Source organism: Achromobacter sp. D7-1 (genome assembly GCF_059760445.1).
The window spans coordinates 31534-51470 of the sequence record NZ_JCBAMT010000023.1; the positions used below are offsets into that span (position 1 = coordinate 31534).

Annotated in this window: 25 protein-coding genes; 14 read left to right on the forward strand and 11 right to left on the reverse strand. The window is 64.7% G+C overall.

Features of this window, described 5'->3' with window-relative positions; genetic code table 11:
• Positions 1-54 precede the first annotated feature (54 nt).
• Positions 55-1323, forward strand: coding sequence for an MFS transporter (locus tag AC6LKD_RS12590; protein WP_498116396.1), 1269 nt, complete (start codon positions 55-57; stop codon positions 1321-1323).
• Here the strand turns inward: AC6LKD_RS12590 and AC6LKD_RS12595 are convergent.
• The 3 genes from AC6LKD_RS12595 to AC6LKD_RS12605 all read right to left on the reverse strand — a co-directional run bounded on the left by AC6LKD_RS12595 (position 1283) and on the right by AC6LKD_RS12605 (position 2746).
• Positions 1283-1915: an FMN-binding negative transcriptional regulator gene (locus AC6LKD_RS12595; protein ID WP_013395226.1), complete on the reverse strand. Its 633-nt coding sequence runs from the start codon at positions 1913-1915 to the stop codon at positions 1283-1285. The genes AC6LKD_RS12590 and AC6LKD_RS12595 overlap by 41 nt on opposite strands.
• A gap of 95 nt (positions 1916-2010) precedes the next feature.
• On the reverse strand, positions 2011-2499 hold the full coding sequence (locus AC6LKD_RS12600) for a GNAT family N-acetyltransferase (protein WP_498116397.1): 489 nt from the start codon (positions 2497-2499) through the stop codon (positions 2011-2013).
• A 52-nt stretch (positions 2500-2551) separates the two neighbouring features.
• Entirely contained in the window at positions 2552-2746 is a 195-nt protein-coding gene (locus AC6LKD_RS12605; RefSeq protein WP_013395228.1) for a hypothetical protein, read from the reverse strand.
• A gap of 271 nt (positions 2747-3017) precedes the next feature.
• Here AC6LKD_RS12605 and AC6LKD_RS12610 point away from each other — a divergent pair, with 271 nt between their 5' ends.
• The 13 genes from AC6LKD_RS12610 to AC6LKD_RS12670 all read left to right on the forward strand — a co-directional run bounded on the left by AC6LKD_RS12610 (position 3018) and on the right by AC6LKD_RS12670 (position 15215).
• Positions 3018-3713, forward strand: a complete 696-nt coding sequence (locus AC6LKD_RS12610; protein WP_498116398.1) for a DUF3313 domain-containing protein — start codon at positions 3018-3020, stop codon at positions 3711-3713.
• Between the two features lie 200 nt (positions 3714-3913).
• Positions 3914-4081 (forward strand): hypothetical protein, encoded by a 168-nt coding sequence (locus AC6LKD_RS12615; RefSeq protein WP_013395230.1) that lies wholly within the window; start codon positions 3914-3916, stop codon positions 4079-4081.
• On the forward strand, positions 4078-4695 hold the full coding sequence (locus AC6LKD_RS12620) for a YiiX family permuted papain-like enzyme (RefSeq protein WP_498116400.1): 618 nt from the start codon (positions 4078-4080) through the stop codon (positions 4693-4695). The genes AC6LKD_RS12615 and AC6LKD_RS12620 overlap by 4 nt, the downstream gene beginning before the upstream one ends.
• 76 nt (positions 4696-4771) lie before the next feature.
• Complete coding sequence (locus AC6LKD_RS12625; protein ID WP_498116401.1) at positions 4772-6421, forward strand: hypothetical protein; 1650 nt, start codon at positions 4772-4774, stop codon at positions 6419-6421.
• 69 nt (positions 6422-6490) lie between these two features.
• Positions 6491-7393, forward strand: a complete 903-nt coding sequence (locus tag AC6LKD_RS12630) for a LysR family transcriptional regulator (protein WP_492276622.1) — start codon at positions 6491-6493, stop codon at positions 7391-7393.
• Between the two features lie 189 nt (positions 7394-7582).
• On the forward strand, positions 7583-8521 hold the full coding sequence (locus AC6LKD_RS12635; protein WP_498116402.1) for a hydroxymethylglutaryl-CoA lyase: 939 nt from the start codon (positions 7583-7585) through the stop codon (positions 8519-8521).
• 9 nt (positions 8522-8530) lie between these two features.
• Positions 8531-9499, forward strand: coding sequence for an SMP-30/gluconolactonase/LRE family protein (locus AC6LKD_RS12640; RefSeq protein WP_498116403.1), 969 nt, complete (start codon positions 8531-8533; stop codon positions 9497-9499).
• A gap of 28 nt (positions 9500-9527) precedes the next feature.
• Positions 9528-10550: a TRAP transporter substrate-binding protein gene (locus AC6LKD_RS12645; protein WP_498116404.1), complete on the forward strand. Its 1023-nt coding sequence runs from the start codon at positions 9528-9530 to the stop codon at positions 10548-10550.
• A 3-nt stretch (positions 10551-10553) separates the two neighbouring features.
• Positions 10554-11138 carry a TRAP transporter small permease gene (locus AC6LKD_RS12650; RefSeq protein ID WP_498116405.1) on the forward strand — a complete coding sequence of 195 codons (585 nt, stop codon included), beginning with the start codon at positions 10554-10556 and terminating at the stop codon, positions 11136-11138.
• Positions 11135-12415, forward strand: a complete 1281-nt coding sequence (locus AC6LKD_RS12655) for a TRAP transporter large permease (RefSeq protein ID WP_498116406.1) — start codon at positions 11135-11137, stop codon at positions 12413-12415. Before AC6LKD_RS12650 ends, AC6LKD_RS12655 begins: the two co-directional genes overlap by 4 nt.
• 31 nt (positions 12416-12446) lie before the next feature.
• Positions 12447-13625 (forward strand): CaiB/BaiF CoA transferase family protein, encoded by a 1179-nt coding sequence (locus AC6LKD_RS12660; protein ID WP_498116408.1) that lies wholly within the window; start codon positions 12447-12449, stop codon positions 13623-13625.
• A 126-nt stretch (positions 13626-13751) separates the two neighbouring features.
• Positions 13752-14714, forward strand: a complete 963-nt coding sequence (locus AC6LKD_RS12665; RefSeq protein WP_498116409.1) for a Bug family tripartite tricarboxylate transporter substrate binding protein — start codon at positions 13752-13754, stop codon at positions 14712-14714.
• 249 nt (positions 14715-14963) lie between these two features.
• The gene (locus tag AC6LKD_RS12670) at positions 14964-15215 is read left to right on the forward strand and encodes a hypothetical protein (RefSeq protein ID WP_492276630.1); all 252 of its coding nucleotides are present in this window, start codon (positions 14964-14966) and stop codon (positions 15213-15215) included.
• Between the two features lie 121 nt (positions 15216-15336).
• On the opposite strand, the gene lysC is transcribed toward AC6LKD_RS12670, so the two are convergent.
• The 8 genes from lysC to AC6LKD_RS12710 all read right to left on the reverse strand — a co-directional run bounded on the left by lysC (position 15337) and on the right by AC6LKD_RS12710 (position 19930).
• Positions 15337-15597: an Rz1-like lysis system protein LysC gene (gene lysC, locus AC6LKD_RS12675; protein WP_498116410.1), complete on the reverse strand. Its 261-nt coding sequence runs from the start codon at positions 15595-15597 to the stop codon at positions 15337-15339.
• On the reverse strand, positions 15494-15916 hold the full coding sequence (locus tag AC6LKD_RS12680) for a hypothetical protein (protein ID WP_498116412.1): 423 nt from the start codon (positions 15914-15916) through the stop codon (positions 15494-15496). Before AC6LKD_RS12680 ends, lysC begins: the two co-directional genes overlap by 104 nt.
• Positions 15900-16253, reverse strand: coding sequence for a hypothetical protein (locus AC6LKD_RS12685; RefSeq protein ID WP_498116413.1), 354 nt, complete (start codon positions 16251-16253; stop codon positions 15900-15902). The genes AC6LKD_RS12680 and AC6LKD_RS12685 overlap by 17 nt, the downstream gene beginning before the upstream one ends.
• 2 nt (positions 16254-16255) lie before the next feature.
• Entirely contained in the window at positions 16256-16684 is a 429-nt protein-coding gene (locus tag AC6LKD_RS12690; RefSeq protein ID WP_498116414.1) for a M15 family metallopeptidase, read from the reverse strand.
• Positions 16685-16846: 162 nt separating this feature from the next.
• A complete protein-coding gene (locus tag AC6LKD_RS12695; protein WP_498116415.1) occupies positions 16847-17254 on the reverse strand; it encodes a tail fiber assembly protein in 408 nt (135 codons plus the stop codon).
• A 27-nt stretch (positions 17255-17281) separates the two neighbouring features.
• On the reverse strand, positions 17282-18058 hold the full coding sequence (locus AC6LKD_RS12700) for a gp53-like domain-containing protein (protein WP_498116416.1): 777 nt from the start codon (positions 18056-18058) through the stop codon (positions 17282-17284).
• Complete coding sequence (locus AC6LKD_RS12705) at positions 18048-18722, reverse strand: DUF2612 domain-containing protein (RefSeq protein WP_498116418.1); 675 nt, start codon at positions 18720-18722, stop codon at positions 18048-18050. Before AC6LKD_RS12705 ends, AC6LKD_RS12700 begins: the two co-directional genes overlap by 11 nt.
• Positions 18719-19930, reverse strand: a complete 1212-nt coding sequence (locus tag AC6LKD_RS12710) for a baseplate J/gp47 family protein (protein WP_498116419.1) — start codon at positions 19928-19930, stop codon at positions 18719-18721. Before AC6LKD_RS12710 ends, AC6LKD_RS12705 begins: the two co-directional genes overlap by 4 nt.
• Positions 19931-19937: the final 7 nt, after the last annotated feature.

Consider the following 19937-nt stretch of genomic DNA (forward strand, 5'->3'; position numbering starts at 1 on the left):
TCTCAAGCATACTGCGACTCAACACAACAAGACAGCCGGCTCCGCCGGACATTCATGCGCGCACCCCGGAAATTCTTTGGCTGGACGGTTCTTCACGCCACCTTCGCGCTGGCGGTCTTCGGCTGGGGCGTCGGCTTCTACGGCCCGCCCGTATTCCTGCACGCGGTGGCACAGCGCACCGGCTGGGGCGTGGCGCTGGTGTCGGGCGCCGTCACGCTGCACTTTCTTTGCGGCACCTTGGTGGTCGCCAATCTGCCGCGACTGTACCGGCACTGCGGCGTGCCCGCGGTAACGCTGGGCGGCGCCGTGCTGCTGGCGCTGGGCGTGGGCGGCTGGGCCACGGCCGCGCAACCCTGGCAGTTGTATGCCTCCGCGCTGTTCTCGGGCATGGGCTGGGTGACGCTGGGCGCCGCCGCCGTCAACGCGCTGATCTCGCCCTGGTTCGTGCGTCAACGGCCTGCCGCGCTAGGCATGGCCTACAACGGCGCCAGCGTCGGCGGCATCGTCTTTTCGCCCTTGTGGGTCTACCTGATCAGCCACGCAGGATTCGCCCAGGCGGCCTTGTGGGTAGGCGTACCGATGGTGGCGGTGATCGCCGTGCTTGCACGCAAGGTTTTTGCCGTTACGCCGCAACACCTCGGGCAGCATCCCGACGGCGCCTTGGGGCCAACCCAGACGCCAGCGGCGGCCATAAGCGCCGCAACGCCTGCGCCGGTGGCGGACCTGTGGCGCAACCGGCCCTTTCTTACTTTGGCCGCCGGCATGTCATTGGGCCTGTTCGCCCAGATCGGCCTGATCGCGCATCTGCTTTCCCTGCTGGCGCCGCTGCTGGGCGCGCAAACCGCCGGCCTGGCCATGGGACTGGCGACGGCCGCGGCCATCGGCGGGCGCACGCTGGTGGGATGGTTGATGCCCGCCGGCGCAGACCGGCGCAAAGTGGCTTGCGTGGCTTACGCCATCCAGATCGCCGGTTCGCTGGTCCTGATGCTGGCCGCTGAACACGCCTGGGCCATCTGGCTGGGCGTGTTGCTGTTCGGCTCGGGCATAGGAAACGCGACCTCGCTGCCGCCGCTGATCGCGCAAACCGAATTCGCCCGCGAAGACACGCAGCGCGTGGTGCCGCTGATCGTCGCCATATCGCAAGGCGCCTATGCCTTCGCGCCGGCGCTGTTCGGCCTGCTGCGGGCATGGTCGGAACAGGCCGGACAGCCGCTGCTCTGGTTCCTGGCCTTGGCAGCCAGCCTGCAGGCCGCCGCCATCGTCAGTTTTGCCCTGGGGCGGACTACTCCAGCCCGCCGCGGCGGGCAACCAGCCCGGCCATGACGGCATCGCCGTTTTCGCCCGCCAGGCCTTCCGCTACGCCGCGCCGGTCGGCAACCGTGCGGTTCTGGCTGACCTTCCATTTGCCTTCGATGCGCGTGATGGGAATCTCCACGCCCACGATGGCGCGCATCTGCGCCGCGATGAAATCTTCCGGCGCGTCGGCCACACGCCAAGGCTGCGCGCGCGCTTTTTCCTGGCTGTCGGTCAGCGCATCGAGCTGCGCACGCAGCCAGGCCGGATCGTCCTGGATCACCGGCGTGCCCCACACATGCACGGCGACGAAATTCCACGTAGGCACGACCTTGTGCGTCTCGGCCTTGGTCGGATACCAGGACGGCGTGACGTAGGCCTGCGGCCCATGGAAAACGGCCAGGCATTCCCGCCCCGACGCCAGGTCGGCAAGCTGCGGATTGGCGCGGGCCACATGCAGGCGCAGCACGCCATGCGGCCCCTCGGGATACAGCAGACAGGGGATGTGGTTCGCCATCAGCCCGCCCTCCCCGCTGGTCGTGAGCACCGCAAGGGGATGGGCGCGGATGAAATCATGCTGGACTTCGAGCGAGTCTTCGCGAAAGGCGGACGGCAGGTACATGGCGGATTCGGCGGTTGCGGGTAAAACCACAACATACCGCCATCGTGGCTCCATTTCCAGGACCAGCCAGGGTCCATTTCATGGAGCCAGAGGCGTCACGCCGGCAACCGCTTTTCCAGCAGGATGGTGGTGAAGCCGCTGTCCCATTCTTCATCGGGATAGGTGTCGATTTCGGCGTAGCCGTGCTTCCCATAGAACCGGCGGCTGCGCTGGTTGAAGGAGTCGGTCTCCAGCCGCGCGCGTCCGAATCCCGCGTCGCGGATGGCCGCTTCCATCCAGGCCAGCAAGGCGCCGCCAACGCCCCGGCCTTGCCTTGCGGGGTGCACATGCAAGGCCCAGATGAAGTCGTTCTCCCGATCCGCCATGCCCGCCGGCACGCCGTCCATCTCGCACACCATGAAGAGGTTTCCCCGCGTGCGCACGTACTCGGCCGTCTTGCCGCTGGCGCGGAACTGCCGGTCCCTTTCCGCCGTCATCTCAGGCATCCACGTGCCTTCGTAGGTGCGCATCAACAAGTCTTCCAGCCAGGCTGCGTCCTCAGGCCGGGCCGGCCTGATCAAGAATTTCTGTTGTTGGTCCGTCATGCGCGGCAGTGTAGCAATGCCCGCCGTGGCCTCGAAGCAGATGCGCGCGCGGCTATCGTCGCACGCGTTCGTATGCCTGGTTCATGCGGTCCCGCGCCCCGGTTTCGTTGGCGTAGGCGCGGTCGTAGGTGTCCAGGCAATCCTGTGTGGGATTCGGCCACTTGATCGCGGCGATCGCGGCGGTGAGCTCGTCGCGGGACCGCTGCCAATCCTTGACGGCGGCATACCACTGCTTGGCGGTGTCCATAGTTGTCTCCCTATGTGCACTCGTCCATCGTAGTCCCGCTGCGGCTTCTTGCGGCGGCTATTGCGGCCTACCCGGAATGGCGCTTCCGCTTGCCAAAAGCAGCATCCGGTTTTCCCAAAATGGAATTCTGCTTTCCGGCGGAACAAGAGTTTCATGCCGCCTGTAGCGCTAAAGCCGGATCGGAATGGAGCAATAATTGGCCCGCCCCCGGCGCGCGTGCGGCCCTTTCCGCCCGCCGCGCCGGGCATCACTTTCAGGAAAAGAGAAGAACATGAAGATCCGCCTCGCTCTGGCCGTCTGCTGTGCGGCGATCGGCCTTGCCGGCTGCACCAACCTGCCCAAGCCGCAGAACTACTCCACCTCTCTGGGCGAAAACCAAAGCCGCCTCAAGCAGGATCCCGACTGGAGCGCCGGCATGGTCTGGGTGCGGCCCGGTCCGCCCATCGCCAGCCAGTATCAGAAAAAGCTCATCCTGGAACCGGTGCAATACATTCAAGGCGACCGGCCGGACGAACTGGACATGAAGGGCGACAGCGCCATGCGCGAGCGCGCGCTGGCCTACTTGAACGAGGCGCTCCGGCGCGAGTTCGAACAAGCCGGCTATCAACTGCTGACCCGGCCCACGCCGCACGCGCTGCGCCTGAGCGCCGCCATCACCGGCACGTTCCGCAACGAACGCGACCCCAGGATGATGGAATACATCCCCATCGGCTTCGTGATCGGCCAGACCGTCAAGGCGGCCGGCTACCGCGACCAGTCCGCGCGCCTGCTGCTCGAAGCCGCCTTGCGCGACGCCAATACCAACGAGTTGCTCATCACCTCGCTGGGCACCGTCACGGGCGGCAATCTGCCCGCGGACCGCAAGCCCACCGCGGACGACGTGCGCAGCGCCATCGACGACTGGGCGCTCCACGCACGCGAACAGTTCGACCGCATCTGGCTGGAAGACCGGCCGGAAGCCGGCTAGCGCCTGCGTCCATGCCAAGGGAGCGTCCTGTCAGAGTTGACAGGCCCTGATCCTGCAGGGCGGAACATAAGAGGCTGGAGCGGGTCGAATCCATCGTTTTTTCACCTGAAAATCACGATGTGATGAATATTGACGTCAACCCTCACTTACCCAGCGCCACGGCTAATGCTACTGTTCCGCCTGTGCAAGGAGTACATGCAATGGATCAGAAAACCAAGCCCTGGGCTTTTCCCAAGCCGCATCCGGAAAATACCCCGCGGGGCGAACGCAACAAACAGGAGTTCGACGCTCCCGCCCAAGACCCCAAACCCGCGGCCAAACCCCGCGCCAAGAAGGAGACGCCGGCCGCCAGCCGGGCTCGCACATGAGCCCGGCGCCGTGGGCGCGCGCCGCCACCGCGGCCGTACTGTCCGCGCTTTCCCTGGCCGCAGCCGCAACCGCCGATGTCCAGACGGGCGACCTGGTATTCCAGCAATCCCGCTCTGCGCAAAGCCTGGCCATCCAGCAGGCCACGCATTCGCCATACAGCCACATGGGCATGATCGTCATGCGCCAGGGCGCCCCCTATGTGCTGGAAGCCGCGGCCAGCGTCAGCTACACGCCGCTCGAACAATGGGCCGCGCAAGGCGAACGCGGCCACTACGTGATCAAGCGCCTGCGCGACGATGCGCGGCTCACGCCTGTCGCGCAGACGCAGCTGGCAAACGCCGGCGCCGCGTTCGTGGGCAAGCCTTACGACCTGGTGTTTGCCTGGTCGGACGACAGGATCTACTGCTCGGAATTGGTCTGGAAGGTTTACCAGCGCGCGCTGGGCGTGGAAATCGGGGCGCTCGCGCCGCTCAAGCGCTTCGACCTTTCATCCCCGGCGGTGCGCGCCAAGATGCAGGAGCGCTACGGACGGGACATCCCCTGGGATGAACCCATCATTTCGCCTGCCGCCATGTTCGATTCCCCCCTGCTCCGGACGGTGGCCGAGCGCTAGCGGCGCAGGCGGAACGACTGCGCAAGCTGCGCTAGCATTCGGCATCGACAAGGCGCAGCCGCGCGGAGAACTGGCAATGGCCATGATCACGGATCCGCCGCTGCGAGGCAGCGGCAAGATTACCGGAGTTTTTTTCGACCCGACCGGCGAAATCGCCGCCGTGGCTTCCGAATTTCCCTTGCTGGCGAATCCGCGTGCGCGCGCCGCTTATGGCGGACAAGCCTTGCGATACCGCGTCGCCCTGTACCGCCGCGGCGGCCTCGCCCCTTTCGCCGCCCTCGACGATCTGCGCTTCCCCGTCAACGACGTGGCCTTCCATCCGGCCCAGAGCGTCGTTGCGATTGGCGCCGGCAGCTATGACGGCGGCTACCTGTTCGAAGGCGACCTGCTCGCCTGGGACTGGCATAGCGGCCTGCGGCAGCGATTCTTCAACCGCATCCCCGAAGTCGTGCGCTGCGCCTACAACGCCGCCGGCGACCAGATCGAAGCGTGGGTCCGGCCCTGGGACGAGGAGTGGGAGGGACTGCCCGAGGACGTACACGACGCCGCGTTCAACACCCTGTTTGCGGTGCGCATCCCCTACGACCAAGCGAGCTGGTCCTCGCCCTGCTCCAAGGATCTGGAACTCTCCCGCGATGGGGGCTCATCAGCGGACGAGCCGTCCGCCGACACGCCGGCGCCCCAGGCCCGCCTTGCGCAATGGCTCGGTCTGCCCGAGCTGGCGAACCGGGGCGCGATCTGCGATCTCGCCTGGCTGGACCACCAACGCATCGCCGTGGCGCACGACGGTTGCCTGCTCGAAATCCATGACACCGGCGGCGGCCCGATAGCAACATACACGGGCGCCGGATACGGAACCGAGATCATCCGGGCGGCGGGCATCCACGTGCACGTCGTGGAGCCTTCGAACCGGCCCGGCATGACGTGGCGCCAGGACTCCAGGCTTTACTCGCTGACGGACGAAGGACTGAACCTCGTCGCCGAGTACGACGGCGAATTCACATTCTCGGCATCAGCCCCCGGCATATTGCTGGGGCGCATGAACCGCGTCCCCGCGGCCAGGAACGCGCAGGATCGGTTGCGCGACCTGCATTCGGGCGCCGAACGGCGCGTGGACCTGGGACACTACGACTGCTTCAATCACTACATCCGCATCAGCGGCGCGCCGTCGCTGTTCTGCGTGCAGGGCACACCCGCAAGCTCCCACGAGGCCAAGCGCCTGTGCATGGTCGCGCCCGATGGCCAGATCAAACCGCTTTGGCCCGTGCTCAAGGCCAACGGCAAGCCCGACAGCCACGCCATGGAGCTTTGCGGCTGCTATCTCGAGGATGCGCAAGGCGCCGGCCTGGTCGTCAGCGGCCGGCACTACTCTCCCGCCGTCCACGTCGCCTGCGCCGGCTTCATATACCGCAAGCCGCTGGAGCGCGACCGCGAACTCTGGCGCCATCCAACCACCGCGTCGGCCAGCGCGGTCATATTCCTGCCCCGCCCCGGACTGATCGCGGCCGCATTCCTGGACGGCGGCCTGTTGCTGCTGGACGCCGCGTCGGGCGCAGTCCGGCTGCGCGCCGCAATGCGGTTGGACGGTCTGCCTACGCTGGTCCACGCCATGGACGCGCAGGGCGAACAACTGGCCCTGGGAACAGCCGACGGCCGGATAGCAGTAACCACCATCGGCGAGCTGTTGGCCCAGGACGCGGCGTCGGGCTGGGTGGAAATCGGCTAGGCGTAATCCCCTAGGTCCGCCGCGCGAGACACCCGCTATCCTCGCGGACGTGTCTATGCGCAGCTACCCATGACCCCTCGTCTGGATCTATATACCCTGCAGGTGTTCCTGGCAGTGCTGGAAGAAGGCAGCATCGCCGCTGCCGCCACGCGCGAGCACATCGCGCCATCCGCGCTCTCCAAGCGCCTGTCCGAGCTCGAACGCGTCCTGGACGTGCCGCTGTTCCAGCGCCATGCGCGCGGCGTGGAGCCGACCAGCGCCGCGCATGCGCTGGCGCGGCGCGCACGCACCCTGCTGCATCAAACCCAGGATCTGGCCGCGGAGATCCGCGACTACTCCACCGGATTGCGCGGCCGCGTGCGCGTCGCGGCGAACCTGTCCTCCATCGCCCAGTTCCTGCCCATGGAATTGCGCCGCTTCCTGACGCAGCATCCCAATGTGCAGATCGATCTGGAGGAATCCGTCAGCGCCGGCGTCACGCGCGCCGTGATCGACAACGCTGCCGACATCGGCGTCTACACGCAGTCCGATGACGAGAACGGATTGGACATATTTCCCTACCATCGCGACGTCATGGCGCTGGTGGCGCCGGCGGGGCATCCCTTGTCGCGGCACCGGCAGGTATCGTTCGCCGATACGCTGGATTACGACCACGTGGGCATGCACCGGGGCAGCGCCGCAAACTATCTGTTCACGCGCGAGGCCGCCTCCATGAACCGCTCGCTTCGGCTGCGCTTCCAGGTCACATCCTATGACGCGCTGGTATCCATGGTGCGCGCGGACCTGGGGATAGGCATCGTGCCCACCAAGGCTCTGTCCGCGTACGTGTGTGACGAGCTTTGCATCATTCCGCTGACCGATGCCTGGGCGCGCCGCCAATTGAAATTGTGCGTGCGCAGCAACGAATCGCTGTCGGGAGCCGCCCGGCTGCTGCTGGATCACCTGATCGTCCAAGCCGCAACGCAGCAATAAGGCAACCAGGTCTGCCCGCGCGCGAAGCATCCGGCTCCAGCCATCGCATTTCGCGATACCCCGCCGAAGATTCACGATTTGTCCTGCCTGGGTCCCATCGCAGAAGATGGTGGCCGACAACCCATGTCCCGGACATCGCCGCGCAAGGCCCCTGCGGGCGCAGGATCCGGGCGCCAGGAGACCGAAGCCGTGAGCCTTCCAGACCGAGTCGAAATCGTGGAAGTCGGCCTGCGCGACGGACTGCAGATCGAGTCCGAATTCGTGCCCACCGACACCAAAATCCAGATCCTGAACGCGTTGATAGATGCAGGCGTACGGCACTTCGAAGCCACGTCCTTCGTCTCGCCACGCGCCGTGCCGCAGATGCGCGACGCCCAGGAAGTGCTGCAGGGCGTGCGCAAGCGCCCCGGCGTTGTGCTGGGCGCGCTGGCACCCAACCGCAAGGGCGTCGAACGCGCCCTGCAATCGCAGGCCGACGAGATCGTCGTGTTCCTGTCCGCCACCGAAAGCCACAACACCAAGAACCTGAACCGTCCCGTCGAACAGTCGCTGCGCGACATCGAGGACATCGCGCAACTGCTGAAGGGCCATCCGATCAAGCGCAAGGGCGCGATCGCCGTCGCCTTCGGCTGCCCCTTCGACGGCGACGTCGACCTGGGCCGCATCCGGACCATCTTCGACCATTTCGTCCGGCAGGGCTTCGACGCCGTGACGCTGGGAGACACCACCGGCATGGCTACGCCCAAACTGGTGCGCAGCACGGTGGAAGCGCTGCGCGCCGATCATCCCGACGTCAAGATCTCGCTGCACTTCCACAACACGCGCGGCATCGGTCTGGTGAATGTGGTGGAAGGCCTGCGCGCCGGCGTCACCTCTTACGAATCCTCGCTGGCGGGGCTGGGCGGCTGTCCGTTCGCACCCGGCGCCACCGGCAACATCTGCACTGAAGACCTGGTCTACCTGCTCGACGAGATGGGTGTGGACAGCGGCATCGACCTGGGCGCGCTGATCAAGGTGGCCCAGCGGCTGGAAGGCATCGTCGGCCGCGGCCTGCCCGGCCAGCTGATGAAGGCGGGGCCGCGCCTGCGTCTGCACGACTACAACGTCGCCGCCGGCGCGGTCGGTTAAGGAGGCCGCATGGACAGAGAATCGAATCGCGACCCGCTGATCGGCCTCTCGGCCGTGCGCGAGACCGGCGTCAACCTGAACCGCCCCGAATGCGTGCTGAGCACCGCGGCGGGCGATCTCTACGTGTCGGACAAGGCCGGTGGCATACGCCACATCCTGCCCAACGGCGACGCCCGCCTGATCGGCGCCCAGCCTGGCCTGATCCCCAACGGCTTCGCGCTGCTGCGCGACGGCTCGTTCGCCGTGGCGAACCTGGCCGACGACGGCGGCGTCTGGCGTGTGCAGCGCGACGGCGCCGCCGCGCCTCACATCATGGAGATCGACGGCGTGGGCCTGCCCAGCGTCAACTTCGTCTGGCTGGACGACCGTGAGCGCCTGTGGATCTGCGTCAGCACCGTGCGCCGCGGCGACCATCAGTTCCGCCGCGACATCGCCGACGGCTTCATCGCCCTGCATGATGAAAATGGCACGCGCATCGTCGCGCAGGACGTGCATTGGACCAACGAATGCCGTACCGATCCCGCGGGCACGCACCTGTACGTCAACGAAACCTTCGGCCGGCGCCTGCTGCGCTTTCGCATCGGCGCCAACGGCGACCTCAGCGAACGCACAGTCATCACGGAGTTCGGCAAGGGCACCTATCCCGACGGCATGGCGGTCGATGAAGAAGGCCACATCTGGGTGGTCAGCGTGGTCTCCAACCGGGTGATACGGGTCAGCCCCAAAGGGGAGCAGCAACTCGTGCTGGAAGACGGCGACGCCGCGCACATCGATCGGCTGGAGGCCGAGTACCTGGCCAACCGCCTGAGCCGCCCCATGGTCTACGACAACCACAGCAAGCGGCTGCAGAACATCACCAGCCTGGCGTTCGGCGGCCCCGACCGCAAGACCGCATACATGGGCTGCATCAATGGTTCAAGCCTGGCGGTGTTCGATTCGCCGGTAGCGGGCATCAAGCCCGTGCACTGGAACTGGTAGGCCGGATCCGCATTCCGGAGGAGACATCATGAACAAAAAACACTCGCCGTTCCTGGTCCGCGCCTCGGCATCCCTGCTGGCGCTGTCGGTAACCCTCGCCGGGGTGTTCGCGCCCATGGACGAGGCGCAGGCGCGGGAAATGAAGATCGCGACCATCGCCGCGTCCAACAGCCCCTGGGACCACGCCATGCGCGCCTTCGCCGAGGAAGCCGCCAAGCAATCCCAGAACGACCTGCAAGTCCACATCTACACAGACGGGCAATTGGGCGACATCAGCAAGATCCTGTCTTCCATGCAATTGGGCACCCTGGACATGGGCTACTTCGGCCTGGGCTCCGTCGTGTTCCTGCGCGGCGCCCAGCCGCTGAACATCCTGTACGCGCCCTATCTGTTCAAGAGCGGCGAACAGGCCGAGCGCATCATCAACAGCGACGAGTTCGCCCAGATCTTCGACGACGTGGCCAAGAAATCAGGCGTCAGGGTATTCGCGGCCTTCGGCATACGCTCGCCGCGCGCGCTGCAAACCGTGTCGCGCCCGATCAACAAGCCAGAAGACGTCAAGGGCCTGAAGCTGCGCGTTCCGTCCATTCCCATCCTGAAAACCACCTTCGAGAAGCTCGGCGCGCAGGTCGTGCCGCTGGGCATGACCGAGATCTACACCGCGCTGGGCCGCGGCATGATAGACGGCCAGGACAACGGCTTCGACCTGTCGATTCCGCTGCGTTTCCATGAAGAGGCCAAGTACTGGGCGACCACGGATCACGCCTACGAGTTGACCGGCTGGTTCATTTCCGAGCGCGTCTGGCAAAGCCTGGACGCCAAGCAGCGCCAGGCGCTGACCGAGGCAGCCAAGGCCGGCGGCAAGGTCGCCACCAAGCTCGACCAGGAACTGGACGACAACGCGGTCAAGATCCTGAAGCAAGCCGGCGTCACGTACACGCAGCCCGACAAGGCGGCGTTCAAGGCGGCCCTGGCCACCGTCTATCAGCAGTACGAAGGCAAGGATTGGCCGGCCGGTATGGTCGAGCGCATCCAGAAGATGCAGGAGTAGCAGATGACCGCGCCCATGCCCGCGACGACGGTACGCCCGGCGGTTCACGCCACATCCGGCTGGCGCGGCCTGGTCCTGCGAGCCGACCGCACCGTGTGCTGGATCGGCCGGCTCGCTGTCGCCCTCACCCTGGCCATGATCCTGGTGTTCTGCTTCGCCCAGGTACTGGACCGGTATCTGCTGAAAACGCAGTTCGACGCCTGGGACCAGGTCGCCCGCATAGGCATGCTGTGGTGTGCGTTCGTCGGCGCCGCCATGGCCCTGCGCGAACGCCGCAACGTGGTGATAGACATCATCGACCGCCATTTGCCGGAACGCTTGCGGCGCGCGCGCGACCGCCTGTTCGATGTCCTGCTGCTGGCACTGGCAGCGACCCTGTTCTACAAGGGCCTGGACGTCGTCGCCGTGGGGAACTTCCAGGACATCGTGGGGACGCCGTTCACCTACGCGGTCAGCTACGCCTCGCTGACCGTGGGCATGGTGTTCTTCATGCTGTTCCTCGCCTTGCGCCTGCTGATCCCCAACGCTCCCCCGCCGCATGACGCCTTCGCGCACGACGAGCTGGACACTCAGGGAACGCATCCATGATCCTCTTCTCCGTCGTGCTTTTCGTTGTGCTCATCCTGGTGGGGCTGGACATAGGCTTCGCCATGATCACCGCGGCCCTGATCGGCATGCTGTTCAAGGGCGGCGGCGGGGTCGATATCGCGCAGGCTCCGCTCTCGATGCTGGGCGGCATAGACGAGACCGCGCTGGTCGCGATTCCGCTGTTCATCCTGGCGGGCGAACTCATGAACCGCGGCGGCGTCACGCTGCGGCTCATCAACTGGTCCATGGCCATGGTCGGACACATGCGCGGCAGCCTGTCGCAAGTGTCCCTGACCACCAACCTGGTCATGGCCGGCATCAGCGGTTCCGCCGTGGCGGATGCAAGCGCCATCGGCACCGCGATGATCCCCTCGATGAAGCGGGAGGGCTACCGGCGCGGCTATCCCGAGGCCGTCATCGCCTGCGGCGCCATGTTGGGCCCCATCCTGCCGCCGTCGATCCCGATGATCGTGTACGCGGTGCTGGCCAACCTCTCCATCATCCGCCTGTTCCTGGCCGGCATCATTCCCGGCTTCATGCTGCTGGCAGGCTACATGGCGATTTGCGCCTGGCAGGCGCGGCGGCACGGCTACAAATCGCGTCCACGGGCCAGTTGGCCCGAACGGGCCAAGGTCACGCGCGCCTCCATCTGGGCGCTGATGATGCCAGTCCTGATCATCGCCGGCATACGCTTCGGCCTCCTGACCGACACCGAAGCGGCCGCGTTCGTTGCCATGTACGCCCTGCTCGTGGGCCTGGCCGTGTACAGGGAACTGAAGCCGGCCGAACTGGGATCGGCGTTCTATTCGGCCGGACGCACCATGGCGGTGGTCCTGTTCCTGCTGGCCGCCGCAGGTCCGTTCAGCTGGCTGATCAGCGAGTCGCGCGTGGCGGCCACCATTGCCCAGGGCATATTGGGCATTTCCGACCAGCCCTGGGTCGTGCTGTTGACGGTGAACGTGTTCCTGATCCTGGTGGGCAAGATCCTGGAGCCGCTGCCGGCGATGATCATCACCTTGCCGGCGCTGCTGCCTATCGGAGTCCAGCTGGGCATGGACCCCATCCAGTACGCCATGATCCTGATCCTGAACCTGATGACGGGCATGCTGACCCCGCCTGTCGGCATCCTGCTGTTCGTCACATCCGCCGTGGGCCGCACTCCAATAGGCCCCATCGTGCGCGAGATCATTCCCTTCTTCATCTGGTCGCTGATCGTGCTTGCGCTGATCTGCGCCTTTCCTCCATTGACCTTATGGCTGCCAGGACTGGGCGGCTGACCGAAAACCAAAACCTGAGCAGATGCACACCATGCCACTTACCGGAATCCGCGTCCTGGACCTGACCCGCATCATCTCGGGACCGTACTGCACCTCCATCCTCGCCGACATGGGCGCAGAAGTGATCAAGATCGAAGCCCCCGGCGAAGGCGACCCTATCCGCCGCCAGGGCGTGGTCAAGGACGGCCTGAGCTGGTACTTCGCCAACTACAACCGCAACAAGCGCTCGGTGACGCTGGACCTGTACAGCGCGGAAGGCAAGGACATCCTGCGCCAGCTGATACCGCATTGCGACGTCGTGGTCGAGAACTACCGACCCGGCATCATGGACAAGATGGGCTTCGGCGACGAGGCCCTGAAAGCCCTGCGGCCGGACATCATCCATTGCAGCATCAACGGCTTCGGCACCTCCGGTCCCTATCGCGACCGGCCCGCGTTCGACTTCATAGCCCAGGCCATGAGCGGCTTCATGAGCCTGAACGGCGGCGAGGACGATCCGCCCATGCGCGCCGGCCCGCCCATCAGCGACCTGGTCGCCGGCCTGAACGGCGCGCTGGGCGTGGTCGCCGCGCTGTTGCGCCGCGAACGCACCGGCCGCGGCGACTCCATCAGCGTCAGCCTGCTGTCCAGCATGATAGGACTGCTCAGCTTCCAGGCGTCGAACTACTTCGCCAGCGGCGAGCTGCCCCCGCGCACCGGCAATGACCACGGGATCGTCGCGCCCTACGGGCTGTTCGAGACCGCCGACGGCCAGGTCGCGATCGCTCCGTCCAACGACGCCATGTACGAGAAACTGCTGGACGCGCTGGAACTGCCCGAACTGCGCGCGCATCCGGATTTCCGGGCCAACGCCGACCGCATGCTGAATCGCGCCTCCATCAAGAACGCCATCGAAGCCCGCACCCGCCAGAGGGACAGCCACTATTGGATCGAACGCCTGAACCAGTATGGCGTGCCTTGCGGGCAAGTGTTGAACCTGCAGGAAGTCTTCGACGATCCGCAGGTGGCGGACCAGCAAATGGCGATCGACGTCCCGCATCCCGACGGCCAGCAGGTGCGCATGCTGGGCTTTCCCATCAAATTCGCCGAGGCCCCCTGCCAGGCCCGCTGCGCCGCGCCCGCGCTAGGCGCGGACACCGACGCGGTCCTGGAGGAACTGGGCCTGTCCCGCGACCGGATCCGGGAACTTCACGAGACAGGAGCCGTCTAGCCAGCATGACCTTATTTATGGCCGCCCGCGGCAACCGAACCCGCAGTACGCATCAGCAGCATCCGCAGTAACCGACGTCTGGCGCTCACGACCGGACGCACCCACCAAGGAATGGAGACCACAACCATGCTACGTGCCCTTATGCTCTCGGCCTGCGCGCTCGCCGCCTGCGCCCCCGCCGCCGCACAGCAGTACCCGAACCAGCCCATACGGGTCATCGTGCCGTTCACCCCTGGCGGCGGCACCGACTTCCTGTCGCGCACCGTCGCCGCCAAACTGTCCGACTCGGTCAAATGGAACGTCGTCGCCGAGAACCGGCCCGGCGCCGGCGGCACCATAGGCATCACCACCGCCGCGCGCGCCAAGCCGGACGGCTACGAGATCGTCATGGGCCAGGTCGACAACCTGGCCGTCGCCCCTTCGCTCTACACCAAGCTGGCCTATGACCCGGTCAAGGACTTCGAGCCGATCGGTATCGTCGGCGAAGCCCCGCTGGTGGTCGTGGCCGGCAAGAACGGTCCGTACAAATCCCTCAAGGACCTGATCGCTGCCGCCAAGAAGGCGCCGGGAACAATCAACTACGGCTCGCCGGGAGCAGGCACCATCACCCACCTGGCCGCCGAACTGCTGCAGCTCCAGGCAGGCATCAAGCTCGTCCACGTGCCCTACAAGGGATCGGGGCCGGCCATGGCCGACCTGCTCGGCGGCCAGGTGCCCGTCATCTTCACGTCGATCCCCTCGGCCGCGCCGCAGATCAAGGCCGGCAGCGCCGTCCCGCTGGCCGTGACCTCGCTCAAGCGCAGCCCGGCCATGCCCGACGTACCCACCATCGCCGAATCCGGCTATCCCGACTTCGACGTGCGCGTCTGGTACGGACTGCTGGCCCCCGCGAACACGCCCAAGCCCATCATCCAGACGCTGAACACGGAACTCAACAAGATCCTCGCGCTGAAGGATGTACAGGATGCGCTGGCGGCGCAAGGCGCAACTGCCATGCCCACCACGCCCGCGCAGTTCTCGCAGACCATCGCGGCAGACTACAAGAAGTGGCGCGGCGTCATCCAGTCCGCCAACGTGAAGCTTGAATAAGGTCGAGTCCAGGCTCCGCGGCGACCGCCGATACATCAAACCGCGACTTCATTTCAACGCCCGCCCGGCCTTGAAAACAGCCTAGATCAAACGCATGCACCGCCTCATGCGTATGCACGACGCTCCCAGGGGAAGCGCCGTGCATACGCTTGGATGATGGGCCCCAGCAGCATTGACAGCGATACGGCCAATCGAGACGATGACCTCGGCACCACAGGTTTCAACGTGGCGCAGTGAAGGAGGCTCATCATGTCAATCTCATGTAGACGACTGGAGGATGTGATTGCGGTCTCGGCAGCTGGAGACCAATACCGGATCGAGCGACATATCATTCAAGAACCCGCGACGGACGACAGTCCCGATCCACACATAGTGCTGCAATGCCGCCTGTCCACCGGCGGCACCGTGATCTGGGAGGGTAAAGACGTGTACCGGCTCAAATCAGGTGAAATCCTCCGGCCGGTGAATCGCAGGAAGAAGAAGAGTCCTTTTGAAGGGTAGGAATGAAAAGCCCGCGGCTTGCGCTTGCGGGCTTTTGCTTGGGGTGGTGAAAGACGGTCTGCGGCCGGCCGTCACGTGGCATGAACATGCGTCTCCCTCCGTAGTGGGCATTCGACGCAGGTCACCAGCCATTACTCCCCTGATTGCTGGACTGCATTACGTTGTGGACCGGGCCATAAGTTGGCCCCGGCCAAGCTTCCACCACCGCTCGATGCTGCGCGGCGCACTCTCCATATTGAATCGCCAAGACAATGTAGCTCCGAGCGAAGTCGTCCCAACTATCGCTTGTCACTTCCGGTAATGGCGGGCACGGCCACGCCAAATTGGCTGGGAGCATTGGCCAGGCGGGCGGCTTCGTTGATATGCCGCAGCCGGCCAGCATCAATGCGGCAGCCAGCAGGCAAAGGGCTTTGGCCTTCGACACGGGTGTACCTCTCAATGACCTTGGGCTCGGCGCCGCGCAGCGCGGCTACGTTCGCCTCGAATGTGGTAGCGATGCCGGCCAGGCGGCCGGTCTGGACCTTGAACTCGTTGAGCTCGGCCAACGCATGGTCGGCTTTCGCCTTGGCCACGCCGTCGTGGTAGCGGCTGGATCCGTACAGCACGACGCCGGCGCTCAGCACCAGCGCCACGGCCGCGCCGCCGATCCAAGGCGCGGCCATCTTCCAGAACGGGTTCATCCGCTCAGTGACCTTTCCCAAGATCCTCTCCCATATCGTCCTCGCTCGCAGGCAGCGGTTCGCCTGTCAATTGAGCAATGCGGACACGCGCCTCGTGCAACTGGTATTTGATCAGGCGCATGTCACCTTTCATCGATGCCCAATCCGCGCGCATTTCCTGAAGTTGCCGGTCGAGGTCGATCGCCCGCATCTTCCACTGGTCGCGTTCGAGGGTGATCGTGGCTAGCGCACCGCCTGACGCCGCGGCGCTGGCGACGCTGTTTTCCAGCATCCGCATGAGCAGCGGCACCAGCCATTTGCCGACGAATCCGGTAACCAGCAGCGCCAGGCCTGCGTAGACTCCCTTTTCGAAATCCATCGCTACCCCAACAACGTGCCGCCAGTAGGGCCCTTCCAATCGCGCGGGATCTGGAAATGCGGACCGTCCTTGAAGCGCTTCCAATCACCGCCCCATTCCACCGGCACGCCCAGCTCGGCGGCGCACGCCTTCACAGCGTCCGCCAGCCCGCGGAACGTCGCCCAGTCATTCCAGGGGATGGCGCCGCCCACCAGGGGAGCCAGGTCGACCGCGTGGCCGTAACCGTCGGCCTGCTTGATGTGATAGCTGTTCTGAGTCCGACTGGCTCCCCGCGCGACCAATTCCAACTGGCGTTCCGGCGTGCGCACACCCTCGATAACAGTGAAATCGACAGCCGTACGCTGGATGGTCAGCTTCACCACCTCGACCAGATCGGGGTGCACGCCTACGAGACGGGACAGGCTGCATTGCGATAGTTCGAAATTGCTCATTGCTTGCTTCCCCTACAGGCGCAAAAAAAACCCGCCATAGCGGGTTGCGACATGGTCGATTGAGGCTCAAATCGCCTGGTCATGATAGGTAATGTCCATGGCGTAGGCTCGACTGTTCGTCAAACGTTCAAAGGGCGGTTGCGGGTACGTACGAACTCACATCTATGGCGCCTGCCAATTCTCGGTTGGGAAAACGGGCCAATCTACCTGATGGGGGAATCCTGGCTGTTTCGTCACATCCCTGAGGGCCTGACGGTATATTGCCCACGCGGCCCTGATAGATTCAGGTACGTCCGCCAATTGAGACCAGTCGCTGTTCCGCAACTTCAAGGTCCGCTCCTGTCGAATCAATTGGACCACTTCTTCGTCCGAAACCGGGGGGTAGTCCTGCGAGATTGGATAACCGGATTCATCGGGAACAATTCGCTTGTTTCTCGATATTCCATCGAGCAACCTCAGGCGCTCGGCATCTCCCCCAATGAGCGCCACGGCGTCTGAGGGTATGGCCGCTTGATCATGAATTCCGTCGAGATAGAATCCGCCCGTGGAAGCGGCGTAATAAGTATGCATAGCTCTTTCCCTACTCTGATAAGACCGTCAATAACCCCACGCAAGGTAGCGGCAGCTTGCATAGCCAGAGGCGAAACGAACGCTTACGCCTGTATTCGTCAGAGGAAAAAAAAGCGTCCCGCCCGTTCCCGGGGAAGGACCCGTTCCAGGGTCAACGCCTGCGACATAGGATGCTTGGGCGTGAAACACCGAGTTAGGGAATGCGATAGGAAAGGTAATGGCAGCAGTGCCTCCCAGGGAACCGGAAGCAACACCCCATTGAAGAATCAGGCCACCTGGAAGCTTCTGGTAGCCGCTCACGGCAAGGTCCTGATTGGAACCCTTGAACGCATCCGCCAGTTTCTTGGCAGTAATCGTCGCAGTGTCGTCGGTCCACGCCTGTGCTTGAGCGGTGGTCGCGATCCCTGCGGCCAACGCAACCCAATTTGCACCGCCAGCGTCTGGATTCCCGGTATTGTTTTCGACCAGGTTCAGCCAACTTCCGTTTCCGGTAGCCGCTGTCAATATGGCTCCCTTGGGGTACCCACCGATCGCTGTAGCAAACGCTGCGTCATAGGGGTACCGGCCACCCGCCTGACTCCAGCGCGCCGCGTTGCTAAGAAAGTACAGAATGCCGTTGAAGTCCTGCCCACGCGGCGGGATGCCACCAGCCGCCAGTGGCGTCATGGTCAAGGGCGGAAATCCGTCGGTGAAGGACGCCAGGCCTGGCGTGACGCCGATCTGCGACGCTACAGGGATCGTGTTCTTGGAGCCGCTCTCGGCGAAGGGGACCGGCGACTTGGAAGGTGCGTTGCTAGCCTGCATTGATGAGCCTCGATGAAGTAAAGAATACGCCGGACCCGAAAGGCTGCATCAGCCCCTCGATGAATCCGAAGGTGGAAGGCAGGTCGACCTGCAGAACGTTGGCCAAAACGGCGGCCGGCTTTGGAATGGTTCCTGACTGGGTCAGGATCGCGATTTCATACGGTTCCAGAGCAAACTCGAACACATAGCGGAACTCCATGTTTCCGGTATCGCTCACATAGCACCGGCCGCGCCCCTCGAATAGATTGGAAAGCAGGCGATTCAAGCTCGGCGACGTGCAATCGGTGATGTTCGCCAACGCCTTGACCAGAATTAGACGGCGGTACGCATCGTCCGCCAGCCGATAGGTCTGCGTCGCTTGGTCGCCGATGTACAGCGGCGCCTGATTGAAGGGCTGCCAGCTCGCCGCCTCGTCATAGCCCAAATAGGTGACGTCGCCCGGGATGGTCAGCATCCGGCCGACATCGACGATCCTGCCCCAAATGTCCAGGCCAAAGCCCTGCGCAGTCTCGACGTTCCAGACGAAGTCATGGAAGGCGTCGAAATCAGCGTCCGGGTTGATGTAGTCGTCCATGTCGTTGATCAACTGGACCAGCGTGGGACTGTTGGCGTACTGACTGATGAGGGTGCGAGCCACCAGTCCCGGTTTTGGGATGATGCTCATATCAAGGTCACCGAAATATCATCCGCCGTGACCGTGGGCCGGCGGTTGATCGGAACGACCAGGCTGGCGGCCGACGGCGTCTCGGAGCCCAGAAGCAAGGAGAGGATGGAGACCACGGGACTCAGCGCCGAAATGGGCGCATAGAACCGGCTCGCGTAAATGGTTGAGCCGATGCGCGCCCTCTGCCCGCCATCCCCGCCGTTGAAGGCGTCCGCGATCGCCTGCTTGGCCAAGGCAACAATGTCGGACGGCAAGGCCGGGTTGTCAGCCAGCTGCACAGCAAAGCGCACGGGCAATGCCGCAGGCGTTTCCCACGTCACGACATACGAGGGATAGGGATAGGCGTAGCCCTCCTTGTCCTCCATGGTGTAGGAGGTGTTGCCGTTGTAGTCGGAACCGTTGCTCTTCTTGCGCCAGATGGCATCGGCAATATCCGCTGCCTCCCCGCCCGTCACCGCCACCCAGATGGAATGCGGACGCAGGACGACGCCGCCTACTGTCTTCGGCACGGCGAGATCATTCTCTGTCACATAAACATCGATGACGCCCTCCACGTTCGCCACGTTGGCGTAGATCGCGGGGATCGAGCCGCGGGCGTTCAGCGCCACCGACTGCCGCCGGCGCTCCTCGAACTCCACCCTGCTTTCGACATGGCTGCCCACCGTTGCGGCGTCTGCGTTCGACACCGAGTCCCAACCGGGGATGGCCTGATAGATCTGGTTCAGTGCGCCAGGCGCGCAATCCACCGGTCCATCGACCGAGCAGGCGAAGGGAAGATCGATGCGCCCGCTGGCAGGGATGGTTCCCGCCTGGGTGCACAGGTACAGATTGCCATCCACCGCCTGGGCGCGGGCGCCCACTGGGATGGTCACTCCCACCAGGCCTGTGCACGTGGCAATGACGGCGGTGGGCGTACCAGGCTTGCGGTCCAGGAAGTAGATCCGCCCGATGGCGTCCTGCATGCGCCCTTGCGCGAAGGCCGGGTCAACCTGGTTCACGTAGGCCGCGAATTCGTTGTTCTTGTCGCCGATGATGGCGGTGGTGCTGGAGGCCAACTGGCCCTGGGGCGTTTCCAGCGCGGGATTCAGCCCGCCGCCGAACGCGGCGTCCATGTCGGACAGGACGCCGGCCAGGATGTCGGATTCGTTGGGCAACACCAGCCCTTCCGGCGTGAACTGCACGCGCGGCACTTTCGAGTTGTTCGGCATGGTTTCC

Bases quoted from the DNA above. Each gene is read 5' to 3' on its own strand.
- AC6LKD_RS12590 (WP_498116396.1), top strand. From the start codon at position 55: ATGCGCGCACCCCGGAAATTCTTTGGCTGGACGGTTCTTCACGCCACC.
- AC6LKD_RS12595 (WP_013395226.1), bottom strand. From the start codon at position 1,915: ATGTACCTGCCGTCCGCCTTTCGCGAAGACTCGCTCGAAGTCCAGCAT.
- AC6LKD_RS12600 (WP_498116397.1), bottom strand. From the start codon at position 2,499: ATGACGGACCAACAACAGAAATTCTTGATCAGGCCGGCCCGGCCTGAG.
- AC6LKD_RS12605 (WP_013395228.1), bottom strand. From the start codon at position 2,746: ATGGACACCGCCAAGCAGTGGTATGCCGCCGTCAAGGATTGGCAGCGG.
- AC6LKD_RS12610 (WP_498116398.1), top strand. From the start codon at position 3,018: ATGAAGATCCGCCTCGCTCTGGCCGTCTGCTGTGCGGCGATCGGCCTT.
- AC6LKD_RS12615 (WP_013395230.1), top strand. From the start codon at position 3,914: ATGGATCAGAAAACCAAGCCCTGGGCTTTTCCCAAGCCGCATCCGGAA.
- AC6LKD_RS12620 (WP_498116400.1), top strand. From the start codon at position 4,078: ATGAGCCCGGCGCCGTGGGCGCGCGCCGCCACCGCGGCCGTACTGTCC.
- AC6LKD_RS12625 (WP_498116401.1), top strand. From the start codon at position 4,772: ATGGCCATGATCACGGATCCGCCGCTGCGAGGCAGCGGCAAGATTACC.
- AC6LKD_RS12630 (WP_492276622.1), top strand. From the start codon at position 6,491: ATGACCCCTCGTCTGGATCTATATACCCTGCAGGTGTTCCTGGCAGTG.
- AC6LKD_RS12640 (WP_498116403.1), top strand. From the start codon at position 8,531: ATGGACAGAGAATCGAATCGCGACCCGCTGATCGGCCTCTCGGCCGTG.
- AC6LKD_RS12645 (WP_498116404.1), top strand. From the start codon at position 9,528: ATGAACAAAAAACACTCGCCGTTCCTGGTCCGCGCCTCGGCATCCCTG.
- AC6LKD_RS12650 (WP_498116405.1), top strand. From the start codon at position 10,554: ATGACCGCGCCCATGCCCGCGACGACGGTACGCCCGGCGGTTCACGCC.
- AC6LKD_RS12655 (WP_498116406.1), top strand. From the start codon at position 11,135: ATGATCCTCTTCTCCGTCGTGCTTTTCGTTGTGCTCATCCTGGTGGGG.
- AC6LKD_RS12660 (WP_498116408.1), top strand. From the start codon at position 12,447: ATGCCACTTACCGGAATCCGCGTCCTGGACCTGACCCGCATCATCTCG.
- AC6LKD_RS12665 (WP_498116409.1), top strand. From the start codon at position 13,752: ATGCTACGTGCCCTTATGCTCTCGGCCTGCGCGCTCGCCGCCTGCGCC.
- AC6LKD_RS12670 (WP_492276630.1), top strand. From the start codon at position 14,964: ATGTCAATCTCATGTAGACGACTGGAGGATGTGATTGCGGTCTCGGCA.
- lysC (WP_498116410.1), bottom strand. From the start codon at position 15,597: ATGCTGGCCGGCTGCGGCATATCAACGAAGCCGCCCGCCTGGCCAATG.
- AC6LKD_RS12685 (WP_498116413.1), bottom strand. From the start codon at position 16,253: ATGGATTTCGAAAAGGGAGTCTACGCAGGCCTGGCGCTGCTGGTTACC.
- AC6LKD_RS12690 (WP_498116414.1), bottom strand. From the start codon at position 16,684: ATGAGCAATTTCGAACTATCGCAATGCAGCCTGTCCCGTCTCGTAGGC.
- AC6LKD_RS12695 (WP_498116415.1), bottom strand. From the start codon at position 17,254: ATGCATACTTATTACGCCGCTTCCACGGGCGGATTCTATCTCGACGGA.
- AC6LKD_RS12700 (WP_498116416.1), bottom strand. From the start codon at position 18,058: ATGCAGGCTAGCAACGCACCTTCCAAGTCGCCGGTCCCCTTCGCCGAG.
- AC6LKD_RS12705 (WP_498116418.1), bottom strand. From the start codon at position 18,722: ATGAGCATCATCCCAAAACCGGGACTGGTGGCTCGCACCCTCATCAGT.
- AC6LKD_RS12710 (WP_498116419.1), bottom strand. From the start codon at position 19,930: ATGCCGAACAACTCGAAAGTGCCGCGCGTGCAGTTCACGCCGGAAGGG.